Raw genomic sequence first — 23277 nt, forward strand, 5'->3', positions numbered from 1 at the left:
CAGTAAAAATGCCAAAAAATTCAAAACTTAAATCTATTTTAATTATTGGTTCGGGACCTATTGTTATCGGACAAGCTTGTGAATTTGATTATTCTGGATCTCAAGCCTTAAGATCATTAAGGGAAGATGGAATTGAAACCATTCTTATAAACTCGAATCCAGCAACTATTATGACAGATCCTTCTATGGCGGATCATGTTTATTTGTTGCCCCTCAATACTAAATCCTTAATTAAAATTTTAAAAGAACACCCACAAATAGATGCAGTATTACCAACTATGGGAGGTCAAACAGCATTGAACCTCTGTATAGAAGCAGATGAAAAAGGTATTTGGGAAGACTTTGGTGTTGAAATCATTGGTGTTGATATTGATGCAATAAACATTACGGAAGATAGAGAGCAATTTAGGGAGCTAATGCTTAAAATAGGCATTCCTATGGCGCCACAAGCGACCGCAACTTCTTATTTAAAGGGAAAAGAAATTGCGCAAGAATTTGGGTTTCCTTTAGTTATTAGAGCATCCTATACACTTGGAGGTGCTGGTGCTTCTTTTGTACATAAAGAAGAAGATTTTGATGAGTTGCTAACACGTGGTTTGGAAATTTCTCCAATTCACGAGGTAATGATCGATAAAGCATTAATTGGTTGGAAGGAGTATGAGTTAGAGTTGTTAAGAGATGCTAACGATAATGTGGTAATTATCTGTTCTATAGAAAATATGGATCCTATGGGGATCCATACTGGAGATTCAATTACTGTAGCACCTGCAATGACCTTAAGCGATAGAACCTATCAAAGAATGCGGGACATGGCAATCCATATGATGCGCAGCATTGGTGATTTTGCAGGGGGGTGTAATGTGCAGTTTGCAGTAAGTCCAGATGAGAAAGAGGATATAATAGCCATCGAAATAAACCCACGTGTATCACGCTCATCTGCCTTGGCCAGTAAGGCAACAGGATATCCTATTGCAAAAATAGCGGCTAAATTGGCTATTGGGTATAACTTGGACGAATTAAGTAACCAAATTACGAAGTCTACATCGGCCTTATTCGAACCAACTTTAGATTATGTAATCGTAAAAATACCACGTTGGAATTTTGATAAGTTTGAAGGATCCGATCGAACTTTAGGGCTTCAAATGAAATCTGTTGGAGAGGTTATGGGAATTGGACGTTCATTCCAAGAAGCTTTACACAAGGCTACGCAGTCACTTGAAATTAAGCGTAATGGATTAGGAGCGGATGGTAAAGAAAATAAAAATTACGATCAGATTATAGAGAAGTTAACCTATGCTTCTTGGGATCGTGTATTTATAATTTATGATGCCATAGCTAAAGGTATTCCATTAAGTAGAATCCATGAGATTACCAAAATTGATATGTGGTTCTTGAAACAATATGAGGAATTGTATTTGCTTCAAAACGAAATATCTACATATACTATCGATTCCATAGAAAAAGAACTGTTGTTAGAGGCTAAGCAAAAAGGGTATGGTGACAGACAGATTGCACATATGCTAGGTTGTTTAGAAAGTCAGGTGTATAATAAGCGGGAAGCGCTTGGTATTAACAGGGTTTACAAGTTAGTAGATACTTGTGCCGCAGAATTTAAAGCACAAACACCTTATTATTATTCTACGTTCGAAAGCGATATGGAAACAGCCGATGGAAAGCGTTATGCAGATAACGAAAGTGTGGTTTCCGACAAGAAAAAAGTAATAGTTTTAGGATCAGGGCCCAATAGAATAGGACAAGGTATTGAATTTGATTATTGTTGTGTACATGGCGTTTTGGCAGCAGCAGAAGTAGGATACGAAACCATTATGATTAACTGTAATCCAGAAACCGTTTCAACCGATTTCGATACAGCAGATAAGCTATATTTCGAGCCTGTTTTTTGGGAGCATATATACGATATAATCAAACATGAAAAGCCAGAAGGTGTAATTGTTCAGCTAGGTGGACAAACGGCTTTAAAGCTTGCAGAAAAGTTATCGCGATATGGTATAAAGATATTAGGAACAAGTTTTGAAGCCTTAGATTTAGCTGAGGACAGAGGTTTGTTTTCAAACTTGTTAAAAGAAAATAATATACCTTATCCTAAATTTGATATTGCTACAACGGCTGATGAAGCTTTAGCAATAGCCGATGTACTAGATTTTCCAATTTTAGTGCGTCCGTCCTATGTTCTAGGAGGTCAAGGAATGAAAATCGTTATCAATAAAGCTGAACTTGAAAAGCATGTGGTTGATTTGTTGAGTAAAATGCCAGACAATAAATTGCTTTTAGATCATTATTTAGATGGTGCCATTGAGGCTGAAGCCGATGCTATATGTGATGGAGAAGATGTTTACATTATTGGTATCATGGAGCATATCGAGCCTTGTGGTATTCATTCAGGTGATAGTAACTCTACATTGCCTCCGTTTAACCTTGGTGACCTGGTAATGCAGCAAATAAAAGACCATACAAAGAAGATTGCTCTGGCATTAAATACTGTGGGATTAATCAATATTCAGTTTGCTATAAAGGACGATACAGTTTTTATTATTGAAGCAAACCCAAGAGCATCCAGAACAGTGCCATTTATAGCAAAGGCATATGGAGAACCTTATGTAAACTATGCTACTAAAGTAATGTTGGGCGATAAAAAGCTTAAAGATTTTAACTTCAATCCGAAATTGGAGGGCTATGCTATAAAACAACCTGTATTCTCTTTTAACAAGTTCCCTAATGTAAATAAGAAATTGGGACCAGAAATGAAAAGTACAGGAGAAAGCATCTTATTTATAGACAGTTTAAAAGACGACGCGTTTTACGATCTGTATTCCAGAAGGAAAATGTATTTAAGTAAATAACTTAAACAACAAATATATAAAGCCGCTTTAAGCGGCTTTTTTTGTACATAATTTTTGAGTAATAGCCAGCTCTCGTAAAATTATAATACTCATGCTCATTTTAAATTATGTTTAGTAAGTATACACCCTTTTATAATAAAAGGTATAAAATTTAATCGAAAAGAATTCCTCGAGGCTCTGCCTCGGGGTTTCCATTGAAATTGTCATTCCCGTTAAAACGGAAATCTAAATAACAGAATTTCGATTTTTGACCGAAAAGGTCAAAATGAAACGAGCTAAACCTGTACTGAGCATTCTAAGTGTACCCCTATGGCTCTGCCTCGAGGATGCTTCGTTCCAAGAAATTTTTTTATTAGTGGATTGGTATTTAATTTTATTAAGGCGCCATATTCTTCGTTATGAAGCTTGGTAAAACAATAAAGGGCTGACATACAATGTCAACCCTTTACTAAAAAACTAAACTAACTCTAATATAATCTCATATTATGTTACAAATATAGCAAGCTACTGGGGTTAGGGCTACTAATTATTAAACCAGATGTGATACTTTTTTTGCCTTTTTTAAATTTTTGAAAGAAAATTAAGTCACGAATAAGGGGAGGATTTACAAAACTATATATATACTGACTGCGAGGTAAAAAAATATTTATATTTGTATACATTCAATCGTTTGAACTGTCGTTGCGTTATTCTAAGACATAAGGTTGTTATGGCAAAAATAGTATAGGTCGTGGTGACATTTATAGTAGCGCTAATCATTATGACTAACTAAATTTGTATGAATACTTAAAAATTACCTGTTTTAAGGTTTTCTTAGAGAATTAAGTAAGATTCAAATAATTATAATTATTAATCTGTAAATAAGGTTTTGGGATTAAAATCTGAAAATTTATAAATTACTTAGAGACTGTTTAAAATTCGTTTTTGAAATTTGTTATAGGTCATTTTTTTGCCAATTAAGGCTTTAAAACCGGAGTTTAGCAGCGCTAAATGAGGATTTTCATAACGAAAAGTGGTGAAAAAAGGGGCATAACAAAACCAAAAGGTGGAATTTAAACAATCTCTTAACATATTAAAATTAAAATAACAATGTCAATATTCAGTTTACAAGGAAAAACCGCTGTCATTACTGGTGGAGCTAGTGGTATAGGAAAAGCAATTACAACAGCATTTGCGAAGCAAGGTGCTCAAGTACATATTTTAGAATTTAATGAAGAAAGCGGTAATTTAGCAGTAGAAGAAATTAATAATAATGGAGGTAAGGCGTATTTTTACCAATGCGACGTGTCTAATCACCAACAAGTAAAAGATGTTATAAATACTATAGCTGCCCAACAGCCTATAGATATTTTAGTAAATAATGCTGGGATAGCCCATGTAGGTAATGTAGAGAATACAGAAGAATCCGATTTAGACCGTATTTATAATGTTAATGTAAAAGGCGTATATAACTGCATGCACGCCGTTGTCCCTAAAATGAAAGCAAACGGTGGAGGCGTTATTTTAAATATGGCTTCTATCGCATCATCGGTTGGAATTTCAGACCGCTTTGCGTATTCTATGTCTAAAGGTGCTGCACTTACTATGACCTATTCTGTTGCCAAGGACTATGTTAATGATGGTATTCGTTGTAATTGTATATCGCCAGCAAGAGTGCACACGCCTTTTGTAGATGGATTTATAAAGAAGAATTACCCAGGAAAAGAAGAAGAAATGTTTGAAGCCTTGTCAAAAACACAGCCTATTGGCCGTATGGGGAAGCCAGAAGAAATAGCCAACCTAGCACTTTATCTCTGTTCTGATGAAGCTTCCTTTATAACAGGAACAGATTTTCCAATAGATGGTGGATTCATAAAACTAAACGGGTAATGATTAAAAAGTATTTGTTAATTGTTGCATTTTTTAGTGCCGTTACGATAACGTTTTCACAACAAAATGGAAAGATAGACTATATTAAAGAGATTTCAGAAAGACCTTATCCAGAGTGGTTTAAGGGTGCTAAGCTAGGAATTTTTATCCATTGGGGATTATACTCCGTACCAGCCTATGGAAGTAAAGAATCTTATGGCGAGTGGTACTTAAGAGGGTTGCAGTTAGGCGATTCTTTGCGTACTAATTTTATGAAAGATACCTATGGTCAAAATTTCACCTATAAAGACTTTGCCCCGTTGTTTAAAGCAGAACTGTTTAATGCAGAAGAATGGGCCGGGTTTTTTAAAAAATCGGGTGCTAAATATGTTGTGTTGGTGTCTAAACACCACGATGGATATGCTTTATGGCCTAGTAAATATAGTAGAAACTGGAATTCGGTGGATGTAGGGCCTAAACGAGATATTGTTGGAGAACTAACAAATGCAGTAAAAAAATCAGGGTTAAAAATGGGACTGTATTATTCGCTTCCAGAGTGGAACCACCCATTACACCGATGGTATACCGATCCGCATGATAGCATTACAAACTATATAGACTCTTATATGGTACCTCAATTTAAGGAATTGATAAGTACTTATAAACCGTCTTTAATATTTGCAGATGGTGAATGGTTCAACTCTGCCAAGCAATGGCACTCGGCCGAATTGATTCACTGGTATTATAACTTAGTAGGTGACGAAGCTATTGTTAATAACCGTTGGGGACATGGTTTGGACACTGGATTTTTAACACCAGAGTACAGTGCAGGCATTAAGGTAACCGATAGGCCTTGGGCTGAAGTTCGAGGAATAGGGCGATCATTTGGTTTAAACAGAAATGAAACTTTAGAAGCCTATGGAAGTTCCCAAGATTTAATCCAACGCTTTATACACACAGTTGCCAATGGAGGTGGGATGATTATAAATGTGGGGCCAAAAGCAGACGGACAGATTCCGTTAATTCAGCAAGAACGCTTAATAGATTTAGGAAATTGGTTAAAAATAAATGGAGCTGCCATTTACGGAGCTACACCGTTTACGCGTCATGAAGAAGAAAAAGAGGTGTTTATGAATCGTATTGATTCTCAAATTAATTTTAATTGGGTGCGTAATTCACCAATGAAAGGAATTAGAGAAGACAATTTTTCAGCAAATTGGGAAGGTTATATAGTTGCCCCTCACAGTGGGAACTATACTTTTGAAGTCAAAGCAGATGATGAGGCCATTGTTTTAATAGACGGAAAACAAGTTATTAACCAAAATTATACGGCTGCTGGGTCGCAATCCGAAGTTATGGGAGCACAAACTAGTGCTACAACACAAGGTACAATTAAATTAAAGGAAGGAGTAGCCTATCCAGTTCAAATCAAATACAGGGAAAAGGATCTAAATGCTTCTATTGCCTTATTTTGGAAAACGAAGGGGAATGAAAAACAGTTAGTACCAGCTTCCGCTTTCTTTTTGGATGCAGAAAAGAAAGTACAAGGCTTAAATGCAACGTACAGCTCATTAAAAACATACTTGTGCTACACACAAAATAAGGATAAGATTTATGCAATTAGTTTTGAGTGGCCAGATGATACATTAAAGTTAACAATTCCAGACCCAGGATCTCAAGCAACGGTTAAATTATTGGGCTTAGACAGGGAATTACCCTGGACTTATACTAATGGACAAATGCATGTTGATACTAGCGGTATAAAGTATGCTGAAATGCCTACACACGATGCATGGACTTTTGAAATCGATAAAAACTAAATTATTATGAACCTATTAAAAAAACATTACCTGATAATTTTTCTTTTAGCATTAGCAGTTTGTTCTACTGTGAATGCTCAGGAAGCCTATAAACCCACTTGGGAATCCTTAGACTCTAGACCAATACCCGATTGGTTTCAAGATGCTAAGTTTGGAGTATTTATCCACTGGGGACCTTATTCGGTTCCAGCTTGGTCGCCAAAAGGAACTTACTCAGAGTGGTATCAATATTGGCTACAGAGTAAATCCCTTTTTGGTAATGGTAAGTTTAAAGGAGATGAAATAGTTAATTTTCATAATAAAACCTATGGAGAGGACTTTAGTTATTACGATTTTGGCGAGATGTTTAAAGCCGATCTGTTCAATCCCAATGATTGGGCTGAACTGTTTGAAAAAGCAGGAGCCAAATACATTGTATTGACCTCTAAACACCATGATGGGTTTACACTATGGCCTAACAAGCAAGCTAATGATAGAGGCTTTGCATGGAACAGCATGGAAGTAGGAGCCAAACGGGACTTGGTAGGTGAATTATCTGAAGCTGTAAAGAAAACCGACGTTAAAATGGGATTGTATTATTCACTTTATGAATGGTATCACCCATGGTGGCAAAAAGACAAAGAACGTTTTGTAGATGAGCATTTTATCCCACAGGTAAAAGATTTGGTAACCAAATACAGTCCTGACATATTATGGGCTGATGGTGAGTGGGATATGGAAGACGAGAAATGGAAATCAAAAGCGTTTTTAGCCTGGTTATTTAACGAATCTAATGTAAAAGAATCTATTGTTGTTAATGATCGTTGGGGAAAAGGTATAAGGAAGCACCACGGAGGTTATTTTACTACCGAATATGAAGCAGCTACTCCCGAATTCAACAAACCTTGGGAAGAATGTCGCGGTATGGGGTTCTCCTTTGGGTACAACCGTAATGAAGATGCACAAGATTACAATTCCCCAAAAGCATTGGTGTTAACCTTGGTAAATATTGTAAGTACAGGAGGAAATCTATTATTGGATATCGGTCCCGATGCTAGGGGTAGAATACCGGTAATTATGCAAGAACGCTTATTGCAAATAGGAAGTTGGTTGGAAACAAACGGAGAAGCTATTTATGGCACACGTCCTTGGAATAACTCTTTTCAGTGGTCTTTAGAAGGTGAAAAGAATTATATCCCTAAGCAACATTATTTGGGAGGTGATGTCATTTTAAAGCAAACCATCGATCCCGAACCAGGTTATGCTGTTAAAGAGCTGTTCTTTACACAAAATGACAAAGCCTATTATGCCATATTGCCAAAATGGAACGAAGAAGTAGTAATAAGAAATTTTAAAGCTTCAGAACAAGCAAAAATTTCATTGTTGGCAACGGGAGAAGTATTAAATGGAAAACAAGCTGGTGAAGATTTTATAATCGAATTGCCCAGCTACCAACCTAATAAAATGAAAGCAACGGATGTATATGCCTATGCTATTAAAATAACAAAGAAATAAAGAGTCCATATTATGTACAGACTATCTAGTTTATTAATTATTGCTTTGGTTTTCGTTTCCTGTAACCAAAAAAAAGGATTGGTATTAAATACCAGCAATACCATTGAAATTAAGGAAAACGATTCCAAAGATTCTATCGTTTTAAAAGCAGCACATGTCGTGCCAACGGAAAACCAATACGAGGCGTTAAAAAATGAATTTATAGCATTTATCCATTTTGGTCCCAATACCTTTACCCGTATGGAATGGGGAAATGGTATGGAAGACCCCAAAATATTCGATTTAAAGACGCTAGATACCGACCAGTGGTGCGAGGCCATGAAAAGTGCCGGCATGAAAATGGTTGTAATTACGGTAAAGCACCACGACGGTTTTGTGCTTTGGCAAAGCCGTTATACCAAGCACGGTATCATGTCTACCGGATTTAAGGATGGTAAAGGCGATATTTTAAAAGAATTGTCGGAATCCTGTCAAAAGTACGGTTTAAAACTGGGTGTCTATCTATCACCGGCCGATCTGTATCAAATTGAAAATGAAGAAGGGCTTTACGGTAATCTAAGCAAATATTCAGACCGGACCATTCCAAGGTCCGTAGAAGGACGTCCGTTTGCCAATAAGACCACCTTTACGTTCAATGTTGACGATTATAACGAGTATTTCCTAAATCAGTTGTTCGAATTATTAACAGAATATGGTCCCATACACGAAGTGTGGTTCGACGGTGCGCACCCCAAGCGCAAGGGCGGACAAAAGTACAACTATCTGGCCTGGAAAGAACTCATAAGCACATTGGCTCCAGAAGCCGTGGTCTTTGGTAAACAAGATATCAGATGGTGTGGTAACGAAGCTGGCGGGACAAGGGATACCGAATGGAACGTAATCCCTTATAAAACCAATCCCCATGAGATGAATAGCTTCGCCGATATAACAGGAGAAGACATAGGCAGCAGGGAGAAACTGTACGATGCCAAATTTTTGCATTACCAACAAGCAGAAACCAATACCTCAATTCGAGAGGGATGGTTTTACAGGGACGAGGACAAGCAAAAAGTACGCAGTGCCGATGATGTGTTCGATATTTACGAGCGGTCTGTCGGGGGCAACTCAACATTTTTATTGAACATCCCTCCAAATAGAGACGGTAAGTTTTCACCAGAAGATGTCAAGGTTCTAAATGAAGTAGGGCAACGTATTAAAGCAACCTATGGCACTAATTTATTTGAAGGCGCAAGCGGGCCATCCAAAGTGTTGGATGCAGATACGGAAAGCTATGAATTGTTGGACGGTTCAAATGAAATAATCATTAGTACCAAAGCCCCGGTGACAATCAACCGATTGGTGCTCCAGGAAGCCATAACAACGCACGGTGAGCGTATTGAAGAACATGCGTTGGATGCATGGATAGACAATGCATGGCAGGAAGTTGCAGTGGCCACCAATGTGGGGTACAAACGTATTTTACGTTTTCAGGAGGTAACGTCAGATAAATTCAGAATACGTGTACTAGCCTCACGTTTTACACCAGCAGTTTCCAATGTAACCGCGCATTATTATAAGACACGTCCGCCACAATTAACCATTTCAAGAGATGCCGAAGGAAAGCTTAACATTGCCCCCAAGAAGCATGATTTTGGTTGGAAACCACATGGAGAAGATGCCGTTAGCAATTTGAATGCTGGATATGAAATACGCTATACCATCGATGGCAGCACACCTACAAAAACATCCAAATTATTTAAAACCCCCGAAACTATCGCTTCAACAGAGGTTAAGGCCGTTGCTATTGATAAAGAAGAAGTAGGAAGTGTAGCATCCCGTGTATTCGGTATTTTAAAGACCGACTGGAAAATTGTAGGAACAGATAGCGGAGCAGATAAACACCCAGGAACGCATGCTTTTGACGAGAACCCGAATACCTATTGGCAATCAGAAGCTAAAGGAAAGACCCATTACATAGCCATTGACTTAGGCCGTTCCTATAATCTTAAAGGATTTGCCTATACACCGCAAACCAGACATGTCGACGGCATGATCGAACAAGGTATTGTTAAAGTAAGTCAGGATGGTAAACAATGGAAAACCGTAGAGACCTTTGAGTTTGGAAACCTAATTAACGATCCAGTAAGAAGAAACCATTATTTTAAGAATACGGCTGAAGGTAGGTTTATTAGGATCGAGTCTAAAACCATAGCAGGAGGCAAACAAACAGCTGCCATTGCAGAGTTGGATGTTTTTGAATGAACCAATTTGAGTTTAAATGAAGCAAATTGTAAAGTATAATTTTATTGGAGCTTTATTCTTTTTTGTTAGTCTGGGAGTGGCACAAAATACAGATGATTTACGTTTGTACGATAGCTTTAAACCTATTACTTCCGATAATGTTTTTAAAACCGAAGGCTATTACAATTGGGGGACATCCATATTAAAGGGAGAAGATGGTAAATATCATATGTTTTATGCCCGGTGGAAGAAAGAATACGGGTTTTTAGGATGGTTAACCCATTCCGAGATTGCACATGCTACGTCCAAAAAACCTACCGGCCCCTGGAAATTTAAAGAAGTAGTACTTGAAGGTGCCCGCAACAACCGATGGGATGCGATAACGGCCCATAACCCTAAAATAAAATATTTTGATGGTAAATATTATTTGTATTACATCGCAACCAATTTAGGAGATAAAGATTTTACAGAAGAAGAACTCATAGAAACAGCCCATACAGGATACAGTCATCCAAATTGGAAAATTTTACGCCCCAATCAACGTACTGGTGTTGCCGTTTCCAGTTCCATCAATGGACCATGGAAGCGTATGGATGTACCCTTAATAGAACCTTCGGGTCCCATAACAACACTTACGGTAAACCCAGCTATCGATAGAGGTGGCGACGGTAACTATTATTTGATTGTTAAAGGTGATAAACCCAATGAAAAACGCTTTATAAGAAACCAGGCTATAGCCATTTCAAAGTCACCTTTAGGACCATTTGAAATTCAAGAAAAGCCGGTAATCGATTATATAGATACCGAAGACATGTCTATGTGGTATGATGAAACCAGAAACCGCTTTTATGGTGTATTTCATGCACATGGTTTTATAGGTATGGTCACATCGCATGACGGCATCCATTGGAAAAAGGCCAATGAGTATGTACTCATGCCTAAGAAAGTTAAAATGACAGATGGATCGATGCTCGTCCCCGACCGATTAGAACGTCCATTTGTTTATCATGAAAATGGCAAACCCAAAGTACTAAGCTTGGCAGCTAAGAAGGGCGATGAATCCTATAGTATTTTCATTCCTATCGAAGAGGTATCATACCCAAAGCCGAATCATAGGCAATTGGCTTGGCAAGAAGCCGAAATGGGCGTGGTATTCCATTACGACCTGCATGTATTTGATGGTATAAAATACGGACAAGGAAATAACAGAATCGATCCTGTTTCCAATTATCAGATATTTAATCCGAAACAATTAGACACAGACCAATGGGTTAAGGCAGCTAAGGATGCTGGTGCCAAATTTGCGATTTTAACAGCAACACACGAAACGGGCTTTGCCCTGTACCAATCTAAAGTTAATCCCTATTGTTTAAGAGCAGTAGATTGGCGTGATGGTAAAGGTGATATTGTAGCCGATTTTGTGGCCTCTTGTAGAAAGTATGGCATTAAGCCAGGCATCTATTTAGGTATTCGATGGAATTCATTTTTAGGTGTTCATGACTTTAAGGTTAATGGAGAAGGCGCATTTAAGGAAAACCGTCAGAAGTGGTATAACCAAATGATAGAGGGTATGGTAAAAGAAATATGTACCAATTATGGAGAACTTTTTGAAATCTGGTTTGATGGTGGTGCCGACCATCCCGATAATGGAGCTCCAGATGTTTTGCCCATCGTTAGAAAATATCAGCCTAATTGCCTGTTCTACCATAATGGACAGTTGGCAGAAGCACGTTGGGGTGGTTCCGAATCAGGAACAGTTGCCGATTCATGTTGGTCAACATTTCCTTATAGTGCCACAGGAGCAGGTGAAAGTGCTAGAAAAAATATAGCAACCAATAATTTTCAGTTACTAAAAGAAGGCGATCCCAATGGAAAATTTTGGGTGCCGGCCATGGCCGATGCACCCTTAAGAGGCTATAATGGACGTCATGAGTGGTTTTGGGAACCCGGTGATGAAACGCATATTTTCCCTTTGGAAAATTTAATGGATATGTATTATAAGTCTGTTGGCAGAAATGCAACCCTTATCATGGGCTTAACACCAGACCCTGAAGGGCTGTTGCCTGAACCCGATGCCAAACGATTAAAAGAATGGGGAGATGAGATTAATAGGCGGTTTTTTAAACCATTAAAAACAGTATCAGGAACAGGAGATAAATTGATATTGAAACTTGATACAGCTACAGAAATCAATCATGTAATTATTCAGGAAGATATCAAACTAGGGGAACGTGTTAGAGCCTATGCAGTTGAGGCTTTTGTAAATGGGAAATGGAAAGAAGTATTTAGAGGTAAAAGCATTGGACATAAGCGAATAGAACAATTCGAAAGTATAAAAGTAAGTCGATTGCGACTCAGAATTTTAAAGAGAGATAGAGAGCCTCAAATAAAAAGCTTTAGTGTTTATAATGTAAACTAAAATGAATCATAAAAAGTATTCAAATAAACCACTTTACATAATACTGTTGCTAACAGTATTTATTACGAGTGGTTTTTATAACGAAAAACCAAAAATACTAATCATAGGAGACTCCATATCTATTGGATATACACCCTTTGTAAAGAAAAATTTAGCAGCAACAGCAATTGTAGAGCATAATCCAGGCAACGCACAACATACGGGTACAGGATTAAAGCAGATTGAAGCTTGGATAGGAGATACCAACTGGGACATCATTCAGTTTAATTGGGGACTTTGGGATCTATGCTATCGACATCCAGATTCGAAAGAGTATGGTAACAGAGATAAAATAAACGGAAAGGTAACCTATACCGTTGAAGAATATGCAGCTAATTTAGATACTTTGGTTAGAAAGATTAAAGAAAAGTCAAATGCAAAATTGGTTTTTGTAACAACTAGCTACGTACCCAAGGAAGAAGCAGGAAGGTTTGAAGCAGATGCTAAAAGATACAATAAAGCGGCAATAGCCGTTATGAAAAAGCATAATGTAAGTGTTAATCATATCTATAAAGCATCGAAAACCATCCACAAGAAATATGGGAAAGGATCTCACGATGTCCATTATACTAAAGATGGATATAAAAAGTTGGGTAAAATAGTATCGGGGTTTTTATTTGAACAATTAAAAATGCTCAAAAAACAATAGTTTCAAGCTAAGATAAAATGAGAAGAATAGTTGGTATTTCATTCATACTATGTATCCAAATGTTACTTGGCTGTAAACCCCAAGTACTTGATATTTATGTTAATCCCAATGGTAATAATGCCGCTTCAGGATTTAAAGATGGGCCGTTAGCAACCATAGCTTCAGCTTTAGCAAAAGCAGAAGCCCATAAAGAAACATATCCAGAAGCACACGTTAACATTTATCTACAAGAGGGAGAATACCATTTAGTAAAACCAATTGTAATAACCTCTCAGCTAAGCCATCTTAACATTATTGGAGAAGGATCGGATAAAGTAATTATAAAAGGATCTGAACAGTTAGATTTGAATTGGGTTAAACAATCAGACTCTATATGGATAGCAGAGGTAAAAGGACATTTAAATTTCGATCAATTCTTTGTAAATGGGCAGCAACAAATATTGGCAAGATACCCTAATTACAGTGAAGAAGGCGGACACTGGCAAGGGCATGCAGTGGATGCCATTTCGCTAGAACGTGTAAAATCATGGAAACAACCTAAAGGAGCAATTGTACACGCCATGCATAGTGGTGAATGGGGCGATTTTCATTATAGGATATCAAAAGCCAATGAAGATGGTACGGTAGACTTAACAGGAGGGCATCAAAATAACCGACCTTCAAAAATGCACGAACGTTTTAGAATGGTTGAGAACGTTTTGGAAGAACTGGACAGTCCAGGAGAGTGGTATTTTGATAAAGACACAAAGCAGCTTTATTATTGGCCTTCGGAAAATGTAAATGTCGAAACAGCTGTTTTTGAAGGTGCTATCTTAAAGAATTTGATAAGCATTCAGGGAACTGAGCCTGAGCCTGTACAAGATATTAACATCAAGGGAATTAAGTTTACACATACGCAAAGAACCTTTATGGAAGATTATGAGCCTTTGTTGCGAAGTGATTGGACCATATATAGAGGAGGAGCTCTGTTTATTGAAGGAACTGAAAAGGTAAGCATCACCGATTGTGAGTTTGTTAACTTGGGAGGGAACGTCATTTTTGCAAGTAACTACAATCGCGATATTACCATAGAACGAAACCACATTCACGATTGTGGGGCTACTGCTATTAGTTTTGTTGGTGACCCAAAAGCGGTACGTTCGCCCTCATTTCAATATGGGGAATATGTCAATTTAGCCGAAATGGATACCATACCAGGTCCTGCTACAAATAATTATCCAAGTAAATCCGTTGTCAACGATAACTTGATTTACAGAATTGGACGCATTGAAAAACAAACAGCAGGCGTACAACTTTCAATGGCAATGGATATAACCATAAGCAATAATAGTATTTACGACATACCACGCGCAGGAATCAATGTTAGCGAAGGAACTTGGGGAGGCCATGTTATAGAATTTAATGATGTATTTAACACCGTATTGGAAACTTCCGATCACGGAGCGTTTAACTCCTGGGGGCGCGATCGGTTTTGGCATCCAAACAGATCTGTGATGAACGAGTTAACAACCAATAATCCGCAGATGCCATATTGGGATGCCATACATACCACTATCATTAGAAATAATCGTTTTAGATGCGATCATGGGTGGGACATCGATTTGGATGATGGTTCTTCAAATTATACCATATACAATAATTTATGTTTAAACGGAGGCATTAAACTGCGTGAAGGGTTTTACAGAACTGTAGAAAATAATATTATGGTTAACAATGGTTTTCATCCGCATGTTTGGTTTAAAAATAGCGGCGACATATTTAGGAAAAATATTGTTTTTACAAGTCATCGAGATATAAGACTATTAGCTTGGGGAAAAGAAGTGGACTATAATTTCTTTCCTAATGAATCCAGTTTAAAAGAAGCACAGACAAAAGGCGTTGATGCCCATAGTATATTTGGAGATATTGAGTTTAAAGACCCAACTAGAGGAAACTACGATTTAGTTGATACAACAGAAGTATCAAAAATTGGTTTTAAACCTTTTAGAACGGATGTCTTTGGGGTTAAAACACAAAAATTAAAAGCTTTGGCTAAAAATCCTGATTTTCCGGAAGTGTACTTAAGTACTTCTAAAAAGAAAGGGAAAGTCATTGTATGGCAGTATGCCAACATAAAAAACATAGAAACTATTGAAGAGCGTTCGGCATCGGGATTAAACAAAACGGCTGGTGTTTTGGTCGTATCACTTAATGAAAAGAGTATACTTAAAAAATCAGGAATTCAGGAAGGTGATGTAATCATTCGAGTTGAAGGCACTGAAATTGAAAATGTATCAGATTTAATAAATAACTTTCAGAAGTTAAACTGGAAAGGTAAAATGAAACTGGGTATCTTTAGAAACCAGAAAGAGCAAGCCGTTAATTTAATAACAAAATAAAATGAAGAAGCACTTAATTTTAGCAATTCTTTGCATCGTTTTATTACAGATGTCTTGCGCTAAAAAGCAGAAAATTGAGGTAGAACAAGAAGTTGTAACATCACCTAATATTATTTATGTATTGGCAGACGATCTGGGGATTGGCGATATTAAAGCATTTAACCCTGATGGTAAGATAAAAACACCCAATATAGATAAATTAGCTCAAGGCGGAATGAAATTTACCGATGCACATACGTCTTCATCTGTTTGTACACCTACACGCTATGGTATCCTCACGGGCCGTTATAATTGGCGGAGTAAGCTTAAAAGCGGTGTTTTAACAGGGACATCCAAAGCTTTAATTCCAAATAATAGGGCTACAGTGGCTTCATTTCTCAAAAAGAACGGTTATTACACTGGTTTTATAGGTAAATGGCACTTAGGTTGGGATTGGGCCAAAACACAAAGTGACAGCCTATTGGGTAATGGATGGAACCCTGGAGACTTTAAGAATATCGATTTTTCAAAGCCTATTAAAAATGGACCAAACGATGTGGGGTTTGACTATGCTTACGGACATTCGGGTTCGTTGGACATGGCGCCTTATGTATATGTCGAAAATGGTATGCCAACCGCCATGCCAGATACGGTAACGGTCGATAAAGGAAAATATACATGGTGGCGCGAAGGACCGACAAGTCCCGATTTTGTTCATGAAGATGTAACCCCTAACTTTTTTAGAAGGTCTTTTAATTTTATAAAAGAGCAAGCTAAAAATGAGAAACCATTCTTTTTGTATTTAGCCTTGCCTTCACCGCATACCCCAATTTTACCTACTAAGGAGTGGTTGGGTAAAAGTGGTTTAAACCCCTATGCCGATTTTGTGATGGAAGTAGATGGTTATATGGGACAATTACAGGCAGCCATTAAAGAAGCCGGAATCGAAGAGAATACAATTGTCATTTTTACAAGTGATAACGGATGTTCGCCTCAAGCCGATTATAAGGTGTTAGCAGCATTTGATCATAATCCGAGTAGTATTTACAGGGGACATAAAGCCGATATTTTTGAAGGGGGACATCGTGTGCCGTTTATTGTAAAATGGCCGGAAATGGTGAAAGCTGGATCCGTTTCGGGTAAAACAATATGCACCACAGACTTGTTCGCTACCTGTGCCGATATTGTAAATGCAAAGTTGACCGATAATGAAGCAGAAGACAGTTTTTCAATGTTACCACTTTTAACAAATAATGAAAAGATGTTTAAGCGGGAGGCTACCATTCACAGTTCCATTAATGGAAGTTTTGCCATTCGGCAAGGTGATTATAAATTGGTGATGGCACCGGGTTCTGCCGGTTGGAGTTTTCCCAAGCCCAATTCAAAGGATGTCGCGTCCTTACCTGAGATCCAACTATATAATCTGGTTACCGATCCCGGTGAAACGCAAAATATTTATAATGAGCATCCTGAAAAAGTAGCCAAGCTTAAAGCATTATTGCAAAAGCAAATCCTCGAAGGCAGAAGCACACCGGGTGAAGCTCAGAAAAATGATTCGGTAGCAAACTGGAAACAAATTAATTGGGAAAAGTCAAGATGAGTTCAATAACAAAAACAAATAAATAAAAACAATAAATAATCAATAAAAATGAAATTAATACGATTTGGAGAAGTAGGAAATGAAAAACCTGGCGTGCAATTAGAAGATGGAACACGAATAGATGTATCTGCATTCGGACAGGATTATGACGAAGCTTTTTTTGGTGGAGATGGCCTAGAAAGATTAAGTTCTTGGTTGGAAAGTAACGCTTCTGGCTGTCCTAAGATTACCGATACTGCGCGTTTGGCAGTGCCCTTAGTACGTCCTTCCAAAATTGTTTGTGTAGGTTTAAATTACGCCAAGCATGCAGAAGAAGCAGGAATGGCTATACCCAAAGAGCCTGTATTGTTCTTTAAGGCAACCTCTGCTTTAGTTGGGCCAAATGATGATGTGGTAATACCAAAAGGAAGTGAAAAAACAGATTGGGAGGTAGAATTAGCGATTGTTATTGGCAAAAAAGCATCTTATGTAGAAAAGGAAGATGCCTATAATCACATAGCAGGTTATGTGCTGCATAACGATATTTCCGAACGCGCCTATCAAATAGAAAAAGAAGGGCAATGGTGTAAAGGGAAAGGATGCGATACCTTTGCGCCAGTTGGGCCATTTATCGCCACTAAAGATGAAATACCAAACCCTAACAACCTTAATTTATGGCTAAAAGTTAACGGTAAAGAGCTACAAAACTCATCGACCTCAGACTTTATTTTCAATGTAGAAGAAGTAGTGTCCTATATTTCACAATTTATGACTTTGTTACCAGGAGACATTATTTCAACAGGAACACCTTTTGGTGTAGGCTTAGGGTTTAACCCACCTATATACCTTAAACCAGGGGATGTAATGGAATTGGGTATCGATGGATTAGGAGTATCCAAACAAGTAGCCAAAGCTTACAATGGTTAAAATTGTAAGCTTTAAAGCGTTAAAATATCCAGCTTTATTGTTTGCCGTATTATTGGTAAACTGTAAAGCGTCCCGATCGGCCATTGTAGACGAATATATCTTTGTTCAAAAGGATACGCTACAAACAACAAAGTGGCAAGTGGTATGGGAAGATCATTTTGATAAACCGCAAATTGATACAACAAAATGGACAAAAATTCCCCCGAATAAAGCCGATTGGGGGAATTATATGTCCGATAACGCAAACTGTTATAGTTTCCTGAATGGGAAGTTGCATTTAAAGGGTATAGTTAATCCAGATACCATAGCAGATTCCCGTCCCTTTTTAACAGGAGGTATTTATTCCAAAGGAAAGTTTGCTTTTCAGTACGGTAAAATTGAAATACGGGCAAAACTGGAAAGTGCCAAAGGCGCTTGGCCAGCCATCTGGTTATTGGCCGAGCAAAAGAAATATGGAAAGTACCCAAGAAATGGAGAGATCGATATCATGGAGCATCTCAATTTCGACGATATGGTTTATCAAACCGTACATTCCTACTATACACTGGAGCTTAAGCAAAAAGAACATCCCCTTTACTACAAAACAGCTAAGGTGAATTCCGAAGAATTTAACACCTATGGGTTGGAATGGTATCCAGATAAACTGGTGTTTACTGTTAATGGTAAAGCGACACATACCTATCCAAAATTAGAAGGCGTAGACCCTACGCAATGGCCATTCGATCAACCTTTCTATATATTGATCGATCAGCAATTAGGTGGCTCCTGGGTAGGCGATGTGAAACCGGAAGACCTTCCTGTACACATGATTATAGATTGGGTAAAAATATATCAATAACATTATTACTAAGTACATGCAAAATTTAAAAATCTTTTTTCTTTTTGCCGTAACATGGTTCTCATGTTCAATGACTGCTCAAAACCTGAAATGGAACGAAATCCATAACGGTATTTGGCGTGCAAAAATTGGAAATGAACAACCTATAAGTTTATTAAAAGCGGCCGAGGTTAAGCCCGATACAGAGGCTTTGGATAACCTTTCGGGTGTAACGTTTCCTTTGGATAAAACGAAAATAAGTGCTGAGGTTATTAACGGTAAGACCTATCTGCGGTTTCCGTTACAAAAGGAAGAAGAACTTTACGGATTAGGTTTAAACTTCAAGACACATAATCAACGGGGAAGGATTTTAAATTTACATGTAGACCATTATGGTAATGGCGATTCTGGGCGTACTCATGCACCCGTCCCTTTTTATGTGTCTACCGATGGCTATGGCGTTTTAATTGATGCTGCTAATTATTTAACGGTATATGCAGGAACAGGTGTACGTGTAGATGCCGATGAAAAACCAGTGTTAAGAGATCGGAATTCAGACCCCAAATGGGAAGCACAACCCTATTCCGATGCAGTCGAAATATTAGTCCCTACAGACGGCACAGAAGTCTATGTTTTTGGAGGAAAATCTATGTTGGAAGTTGTACAGCGATACAATTTGTTTTCAGGAGGTGGCTATTTACCGCCTAAATGGGGCTTGGGCTTTACACAACGGGTTCCTACCTTATTTTCGGCAAATGATATTTTAAAGGAAGTAGCCGATTTTGAGAGCCATGACTTTCCTTTAGATTTTATTGGCGTGGAGCCAGGATGGCAAACCATGTCTTACCCCTGTACGTTCGAATGGGAGGAAACGCGTTTTCCAGATCCTCAAGGTTTTGTAAGTACCTTATTAGATAAAGGGATACGATCTAATTTATGGATAAACCCTTATGTGTCCCCTGTAGGAAGCCTCTATTCAAAAGTTAAACCTTTATCTGGATCACATACAGTTTGGAATGGAATTGTTCCAGACTTAATGTTGGAAGAGACAAGGAATTTGCTTAAAGAACATTTCTTTGAAAATCATTTAAAAATAGGGGTTAGTGGCTATAAAATTGATGAGGTAGACGGTTTCGATCAGTGGTTATGGCCTGATATTGCAACATTCCCATCAGGAACGTCTGCAGAAGAAATGCGACAAGTGTATGGACTTTTGGTACAGAATATGACCAGTAAATGGTTTAGGGAAATGAACCAACGTACTTATGGTTTGGTGAGGGCTTCCAATGCAGGAGCCAGTAGCTTTCCCTATGTGATCTATAACGATTATTACAGTCATAAAGATTTTATAACAGCTTTAATCAATAGTAGCTTTATAGGCGTGTTGTGGACGCCCGAAGTGCGTGCGTCGAAAAGTGCAGAAGAATGGTTACGACGTATGCAAACAGTTTGTTTTTCACCTATGGCGATGTTAAATGCCTGGGCCGACGGCACCAAGCCTTGGTCATTTCCCGAAGTAGAAGCACAGGTGCGCGATGTGGCGCAATTACGCATGCGTTTATTGCCGTATATGTATACCGCCTTTGCCCAGTATCATTTTGAGGGGATACCGCCGTTTCGAGCCATGCAATTGTTAGAAGGTTTTTCATTTAGATCGAAAAAAATAGAAGGAAAACTGGACGGCACCGATAACCCTTATGCAGGCCATAAAACCAAAGAGGTGCGTTATCAATACATGATGGGAGATGCTATTTTGGTAGCTCCAATGTTTATAGGCGAAACATCCCGTGAAGTAGTACTCCCCAAAGGTAAATGGTACGATTTTTATACCGGAACATTTGTAGGCGAGGAAGAAATCATTACTATAGAACCCGGATTGGACAACATACCGCTTTTTGTGAAAAATGGGAGTATCATTCCCATGACAGAAACAAGAAACAGGGCGCCGAGAACCGATGAAAAAATGGATTTGACCATTCGACATTATGGAGACATAGAAGGACAATTTACATTATATGATGATGATGGCGTATCTTTCGATTTTGAAAAAGGACAATTTTCTCAAGTAGAAATTAAAGTAAAAAAGGACAAGTCTGGTCAATTTAAAGGACATATTTTAAAGCCAGAAAAAGGCAAGCCCTACGGTTATAACAAAAAGGTTGTATGGGAATATATGACGCAGAACTAATACTGTAACAGTATAGCTTGTTGAGTTAGTTATGTTTTTAATACAATGCTATTATGTTTCCCATGTAAATCAACAGTTCAATAATATTCGCATTGCTGGCCAACTTTTTTCGAAGTATTCTAAAGGCCTTGTTCATTTGTGATTCCACAGTCCTGATAGATACATTCATAAAATTAGCAATTTCTATATTCGTGAGACCTTCTCTTTTACTTAACAAGAAAGTCTCTTTGCATTTTTGAGGTAAATTTTCAATCTCAATATTAATCAGGGCTATTTGTTTTTCTAACAATTCGTCACTGTTATCTTCAATAATTGTGTTTAAGTTTTCAAGGTGTTTTGCTTCTATGGCTAACATTCTTTTGTCTTTACGCCATTGGTCTATAAACCCATTATAAACAGATTTATATAAAAAGTTTCTTATGGATTTAACAGCATGTAATTTATGCCTGTCCATCCAAACTTTTATAAAAACGTTTTGCACAATATCTTGAGCGCCTTCATAATCACTGGACAAACTATAAATGTATACGCAAAGCGACTTATGGTAGGTATCCATTAGATATACCAAAGCCAAGTGGTTGCCCTTTTCGAGTTCACGTATTAATATTTTTTGGTCAGAAAAGTCTGGATTCAAAAGTTATGGTGTCAAAAAAAATTTTGGTTAAAATAAAAAAAAATAACAAATGCGTAAGTGTTAATGTATTTTAATACGTCTATGATAAAAATAAAGACTGTTGATAGATAAAAATATAGAAACAATAATAGTAAAATACTTTTCAAAGTCAGCTTCAATTGACGAATTAATGGTATTGACCGAATGGTTAAATGAAGCATCAAACAATACTATTTTTAAAGAGTTTGTTAAAACTAATTATTTAGCAGATGTAAATGTAATTGATTTTGATACCGAATTAGAAAAGAAAAAGATTTTATATAAGATACGGGAACAAGAAAGGCGTATTCGAAAGAGAAGGTTAATGAAAGCTTTCAGGTATGCAGCAGTTTTAGTTATAGCTGTGGGCGTAGGTTCTTTCTATATGGTTAGAAATTTTAAAGTAAAAGAAGAAAGTAAACCAGTTATTACTGCTAATGAGGGAGCAGATATATTACCAGGTAGTGATAAAGCCATATTAACCTTAGAAAATGGTTCGAATATAGCTTTAGAGAGTGGTGTAGAGGTGAATTTAGATGGACGTACTTTGGATAAAGAGAAACTGGTCTACCACTCTAAAGTAAACGAAAAGAATACTACAATACAATATAATTATTTAACCATCCCAAAAGGGGGACGCTTTTTTGTACAGCTCTCAGATGGAACCAATGTATGGTTAAACTCAGAATCTAAACTTAAATATCCTGTAAGTTTTGTACAAGGGCAGCCACGAATGGTTGAATTGATTTATGGTGAAGCTTATTTTGATGTTTCTAAAAGTACAAGTCATGGTGGTGATGCCTTTGTTGTTAATACCAAGAATCAAGAAATAGAAGTATTAGGTACCGAATTCAATATAAAAGCATATCAGGACGAAGATACTATTGTTACGACCTTAGTAGAAGGAAAGGTAAAGGTTGATAATGGTGTCGAACATAAATTGCTTAACCCTTCCGAACAATCACTTGTAAATGTCGACAACCAAACGATATCGGTACGTAAAGTCGATAAAGTATTTGATGAAATAGCATGGAAAGAAGGCTATTTTAGTTTTAAGCGTATGTCAATGAAAGATATTATGAAAACACTGTCCAGATGGTACAATATAACATATACATTTAATAGTCCAGATACAGAAAAGAAAAGCTTTACCGGTGTTTTAGACCGAGAAGTTAGTATAGACCAAGTATTAATTTATATCCAAAAAACAAATGAATTTAAGTATAGTATAAAAGAAAATACGATAATTATAGAATAAAAGAAAAGGAACAAAGTCGCCACCTCCTACAGTTTAGACTTCATTCCCTTAACTAGTAAGATTAATCTAATTGTTTAACCAAACCAATGCAAATTTATGAAAATTAACTTTACCAAAGTTTTTCTCCATAGAAGAGAAAAATTTCTTAA

General features: G+C 37.4%; 14 protein-coding genes. 13 read left to right on the plus strand and 1 reads right to left on the minus strand.

Annotation, left to right across the window (positions count from 1 at the left end):
- The first annotated feature begins 8 nt into the window (after window positions 1–8).
- From carB to JF259_RS11855, 12 genes are all read left to right on the plus strand, one after another.
- Complete coding sequence (carB, locus tag JF259_RS11800) at window positions 9–2861, plus strand: carbamoyl-phosphate synthase large subunit (RefSeq protein ID WP_199115535.1); 2853 nt, start codon at window positions 9–11, stop codon at window positions 2859–2861.
- Between the two features lie 1089 nt (window positions 2862–3950).
- On the plus strand, window positions 3951–4730 hold the full coding sequence (locus tag JF259_RS11805; protein WP_199115536.1) for an SDR family NAD(P)-dependent oxidoreductase: 780 nt from the start codon (window positions 3951–3953) through the stop codon (window positions 4728–4730).
- The gene (locus JF259_RS11810) at window positions 4730–6529 is read left to right on the plus strand and encodes an alpha-L-fucosidase (RefSeq protein WP_199115537.1); all 1800 of its coding nucleotides are present in this window, start codon (window positions 4730–4732) and stop codon (window positions 6527–6529) included. The genes JF259_RS11805 and JF259_RS11810 overlap by 1 nt, the downstream gene beginning before the upstream one ends.
- 6 nt (window positions 6530–6535) lie before the next feature.
- Window positions 6536–8023: an alpha-L-fucosidase gene (locus JF259_RS11815; protein WP_199115538.1), complete on the plus strand. Its 1488-nt coding sequence runs from the start codon at window positions 6536–6538 to the stop codon at window positions 8021–8023.
- 12 nt (window positions 8024–8035) lie between these two features.
- A complete protein-coding gene (locus tag JF259_RS11820) occupies window positions 8036–10264 on the plus strand; it encodes an alpha-L-fucosidase (RefSeq protein ID WP_199115539.1) in 2229 nt (742 codons plus the stop codon).
- A gap of 16 nt (window positions 10265–10280) precedes the next feature.
- Window positions 10281–12662: an alpha-L-fucosidase gene (locus tag JF259_RS11825; protein ID WP_199115540.1), complete on the plus strand. Its 2382-nt coding sequence runs from the start codon at window positions 10281–10283 to the stop codon at window positions 12660–12662.
- A 1-nt stretch (window position 12663) separates the two neighbouring features.
- On the plus strand, window positions 12664–13350 hold the full coding sequence (locus JF259_RS11830) for an SGNH/GDSL hydrolase family protein (RefSeq protein WP_199115541.1): 687 nt from the start codon (window positions 12664–12666) through the stop codon (window positions 13348–13350).
- A 17-nt stretch (window positions 13351–13367) separates the two neighbouring features.
- Window positions 13368–15728, plus strand: coding sequence for a PDZ domain-containing protein (locus JF259_RS11835; RefSeq protein ID WP_233164246.1), 2361 nt, complete (start codon window positions 13368–13370; stop codon window positions 15726–15728).
- Between the two features lies 1 nt (window position 15729).
- A complete protein-coding gene (locus tag JF259_RS11840; protein ID WP_199115542.1) occupies window positions 15730–17307 on the plus strand; it encodes a sulfatase family protein in 1578 nt (525 codons plus the stop codon).
- A 48-nt stretch (window positions 17308–17355) separates the two neighbouring features.
- Entirely contained in the window at window positions 17356–18213 is an 858-nt protein-coding gene (locus JF259_RS11845) for a fumarylacetoacetate hydrolase family protein (RefSeq protein WP_199115543.1), read from the plus strand.
- Window positions 18206–19051: a glycoside hydrolase family 16 protein gene (locus JF259_RS11850; protein WP_199115544.1), complete on the plus strand. Its 846-nt coding sequence runs from the start codon at window positions 18206–18208 to the stop codon at window positions 19049–19051. Before JF259_RS11845 ends, JF259_RS11850 begins: the two co-directional genes overlap by 8 nt.
- A gap of 70 nt (window positions 19052–19121) precedes the next feature.
- Window positions 19122–21218, plus strand: coding sequence for a TIM-barrel domain-containing protein (locus tag JF259_RS11855; RefSeq protein WP_199115545.1), 2097 nt, complete (start codon window positions 19122–19124; stop codon window positions 21216–21218).
- A gap of 37 nt (window positions 21219–21255) precedes the next feature.
- Here JF259_RS11855 and JF259_RS11860 read toward each other — a convergent pair whose 3' ends face one another.
- On the minus strand, window positions 21256–21852 hold the full coding sequence (locus JF259_RS11860) for an RNA polymerase sigma factor (protein WP_199115546.1): 597 nt from the start codon (window positions 21850–21852) through the stop codon (window positions 21256–21258).
- A 100-nt stretch (window positions 21853–21952) separates the two neighbouring features.
- Here JF259_RS11860 and JF259_RS11865 point away from each other — a divergent pair, with 100 nt between their 5' ends.
- Complete coding sequence (locus tag JF259_RS11865; RefSeq protein WP_199115547.1) at window positions 21953–23128, plus strand: FecR family protein; 1176 nt, start codon at window positions 21953–21955, stop codon at window positions 23126–23128.
- Window positions 23129–23277: the final 149 nt, after the last annotated feature.

Source organism: Snuella sedimenti, from assembly GCF_016428595.1.
Taxonomy (GTDB): domain Bacteria; phylum Bacteroidota; class Bacteroidia; order Flavobacteriales; family Flavobacteriaceae; genus Snuella; species Snuella sedimenti.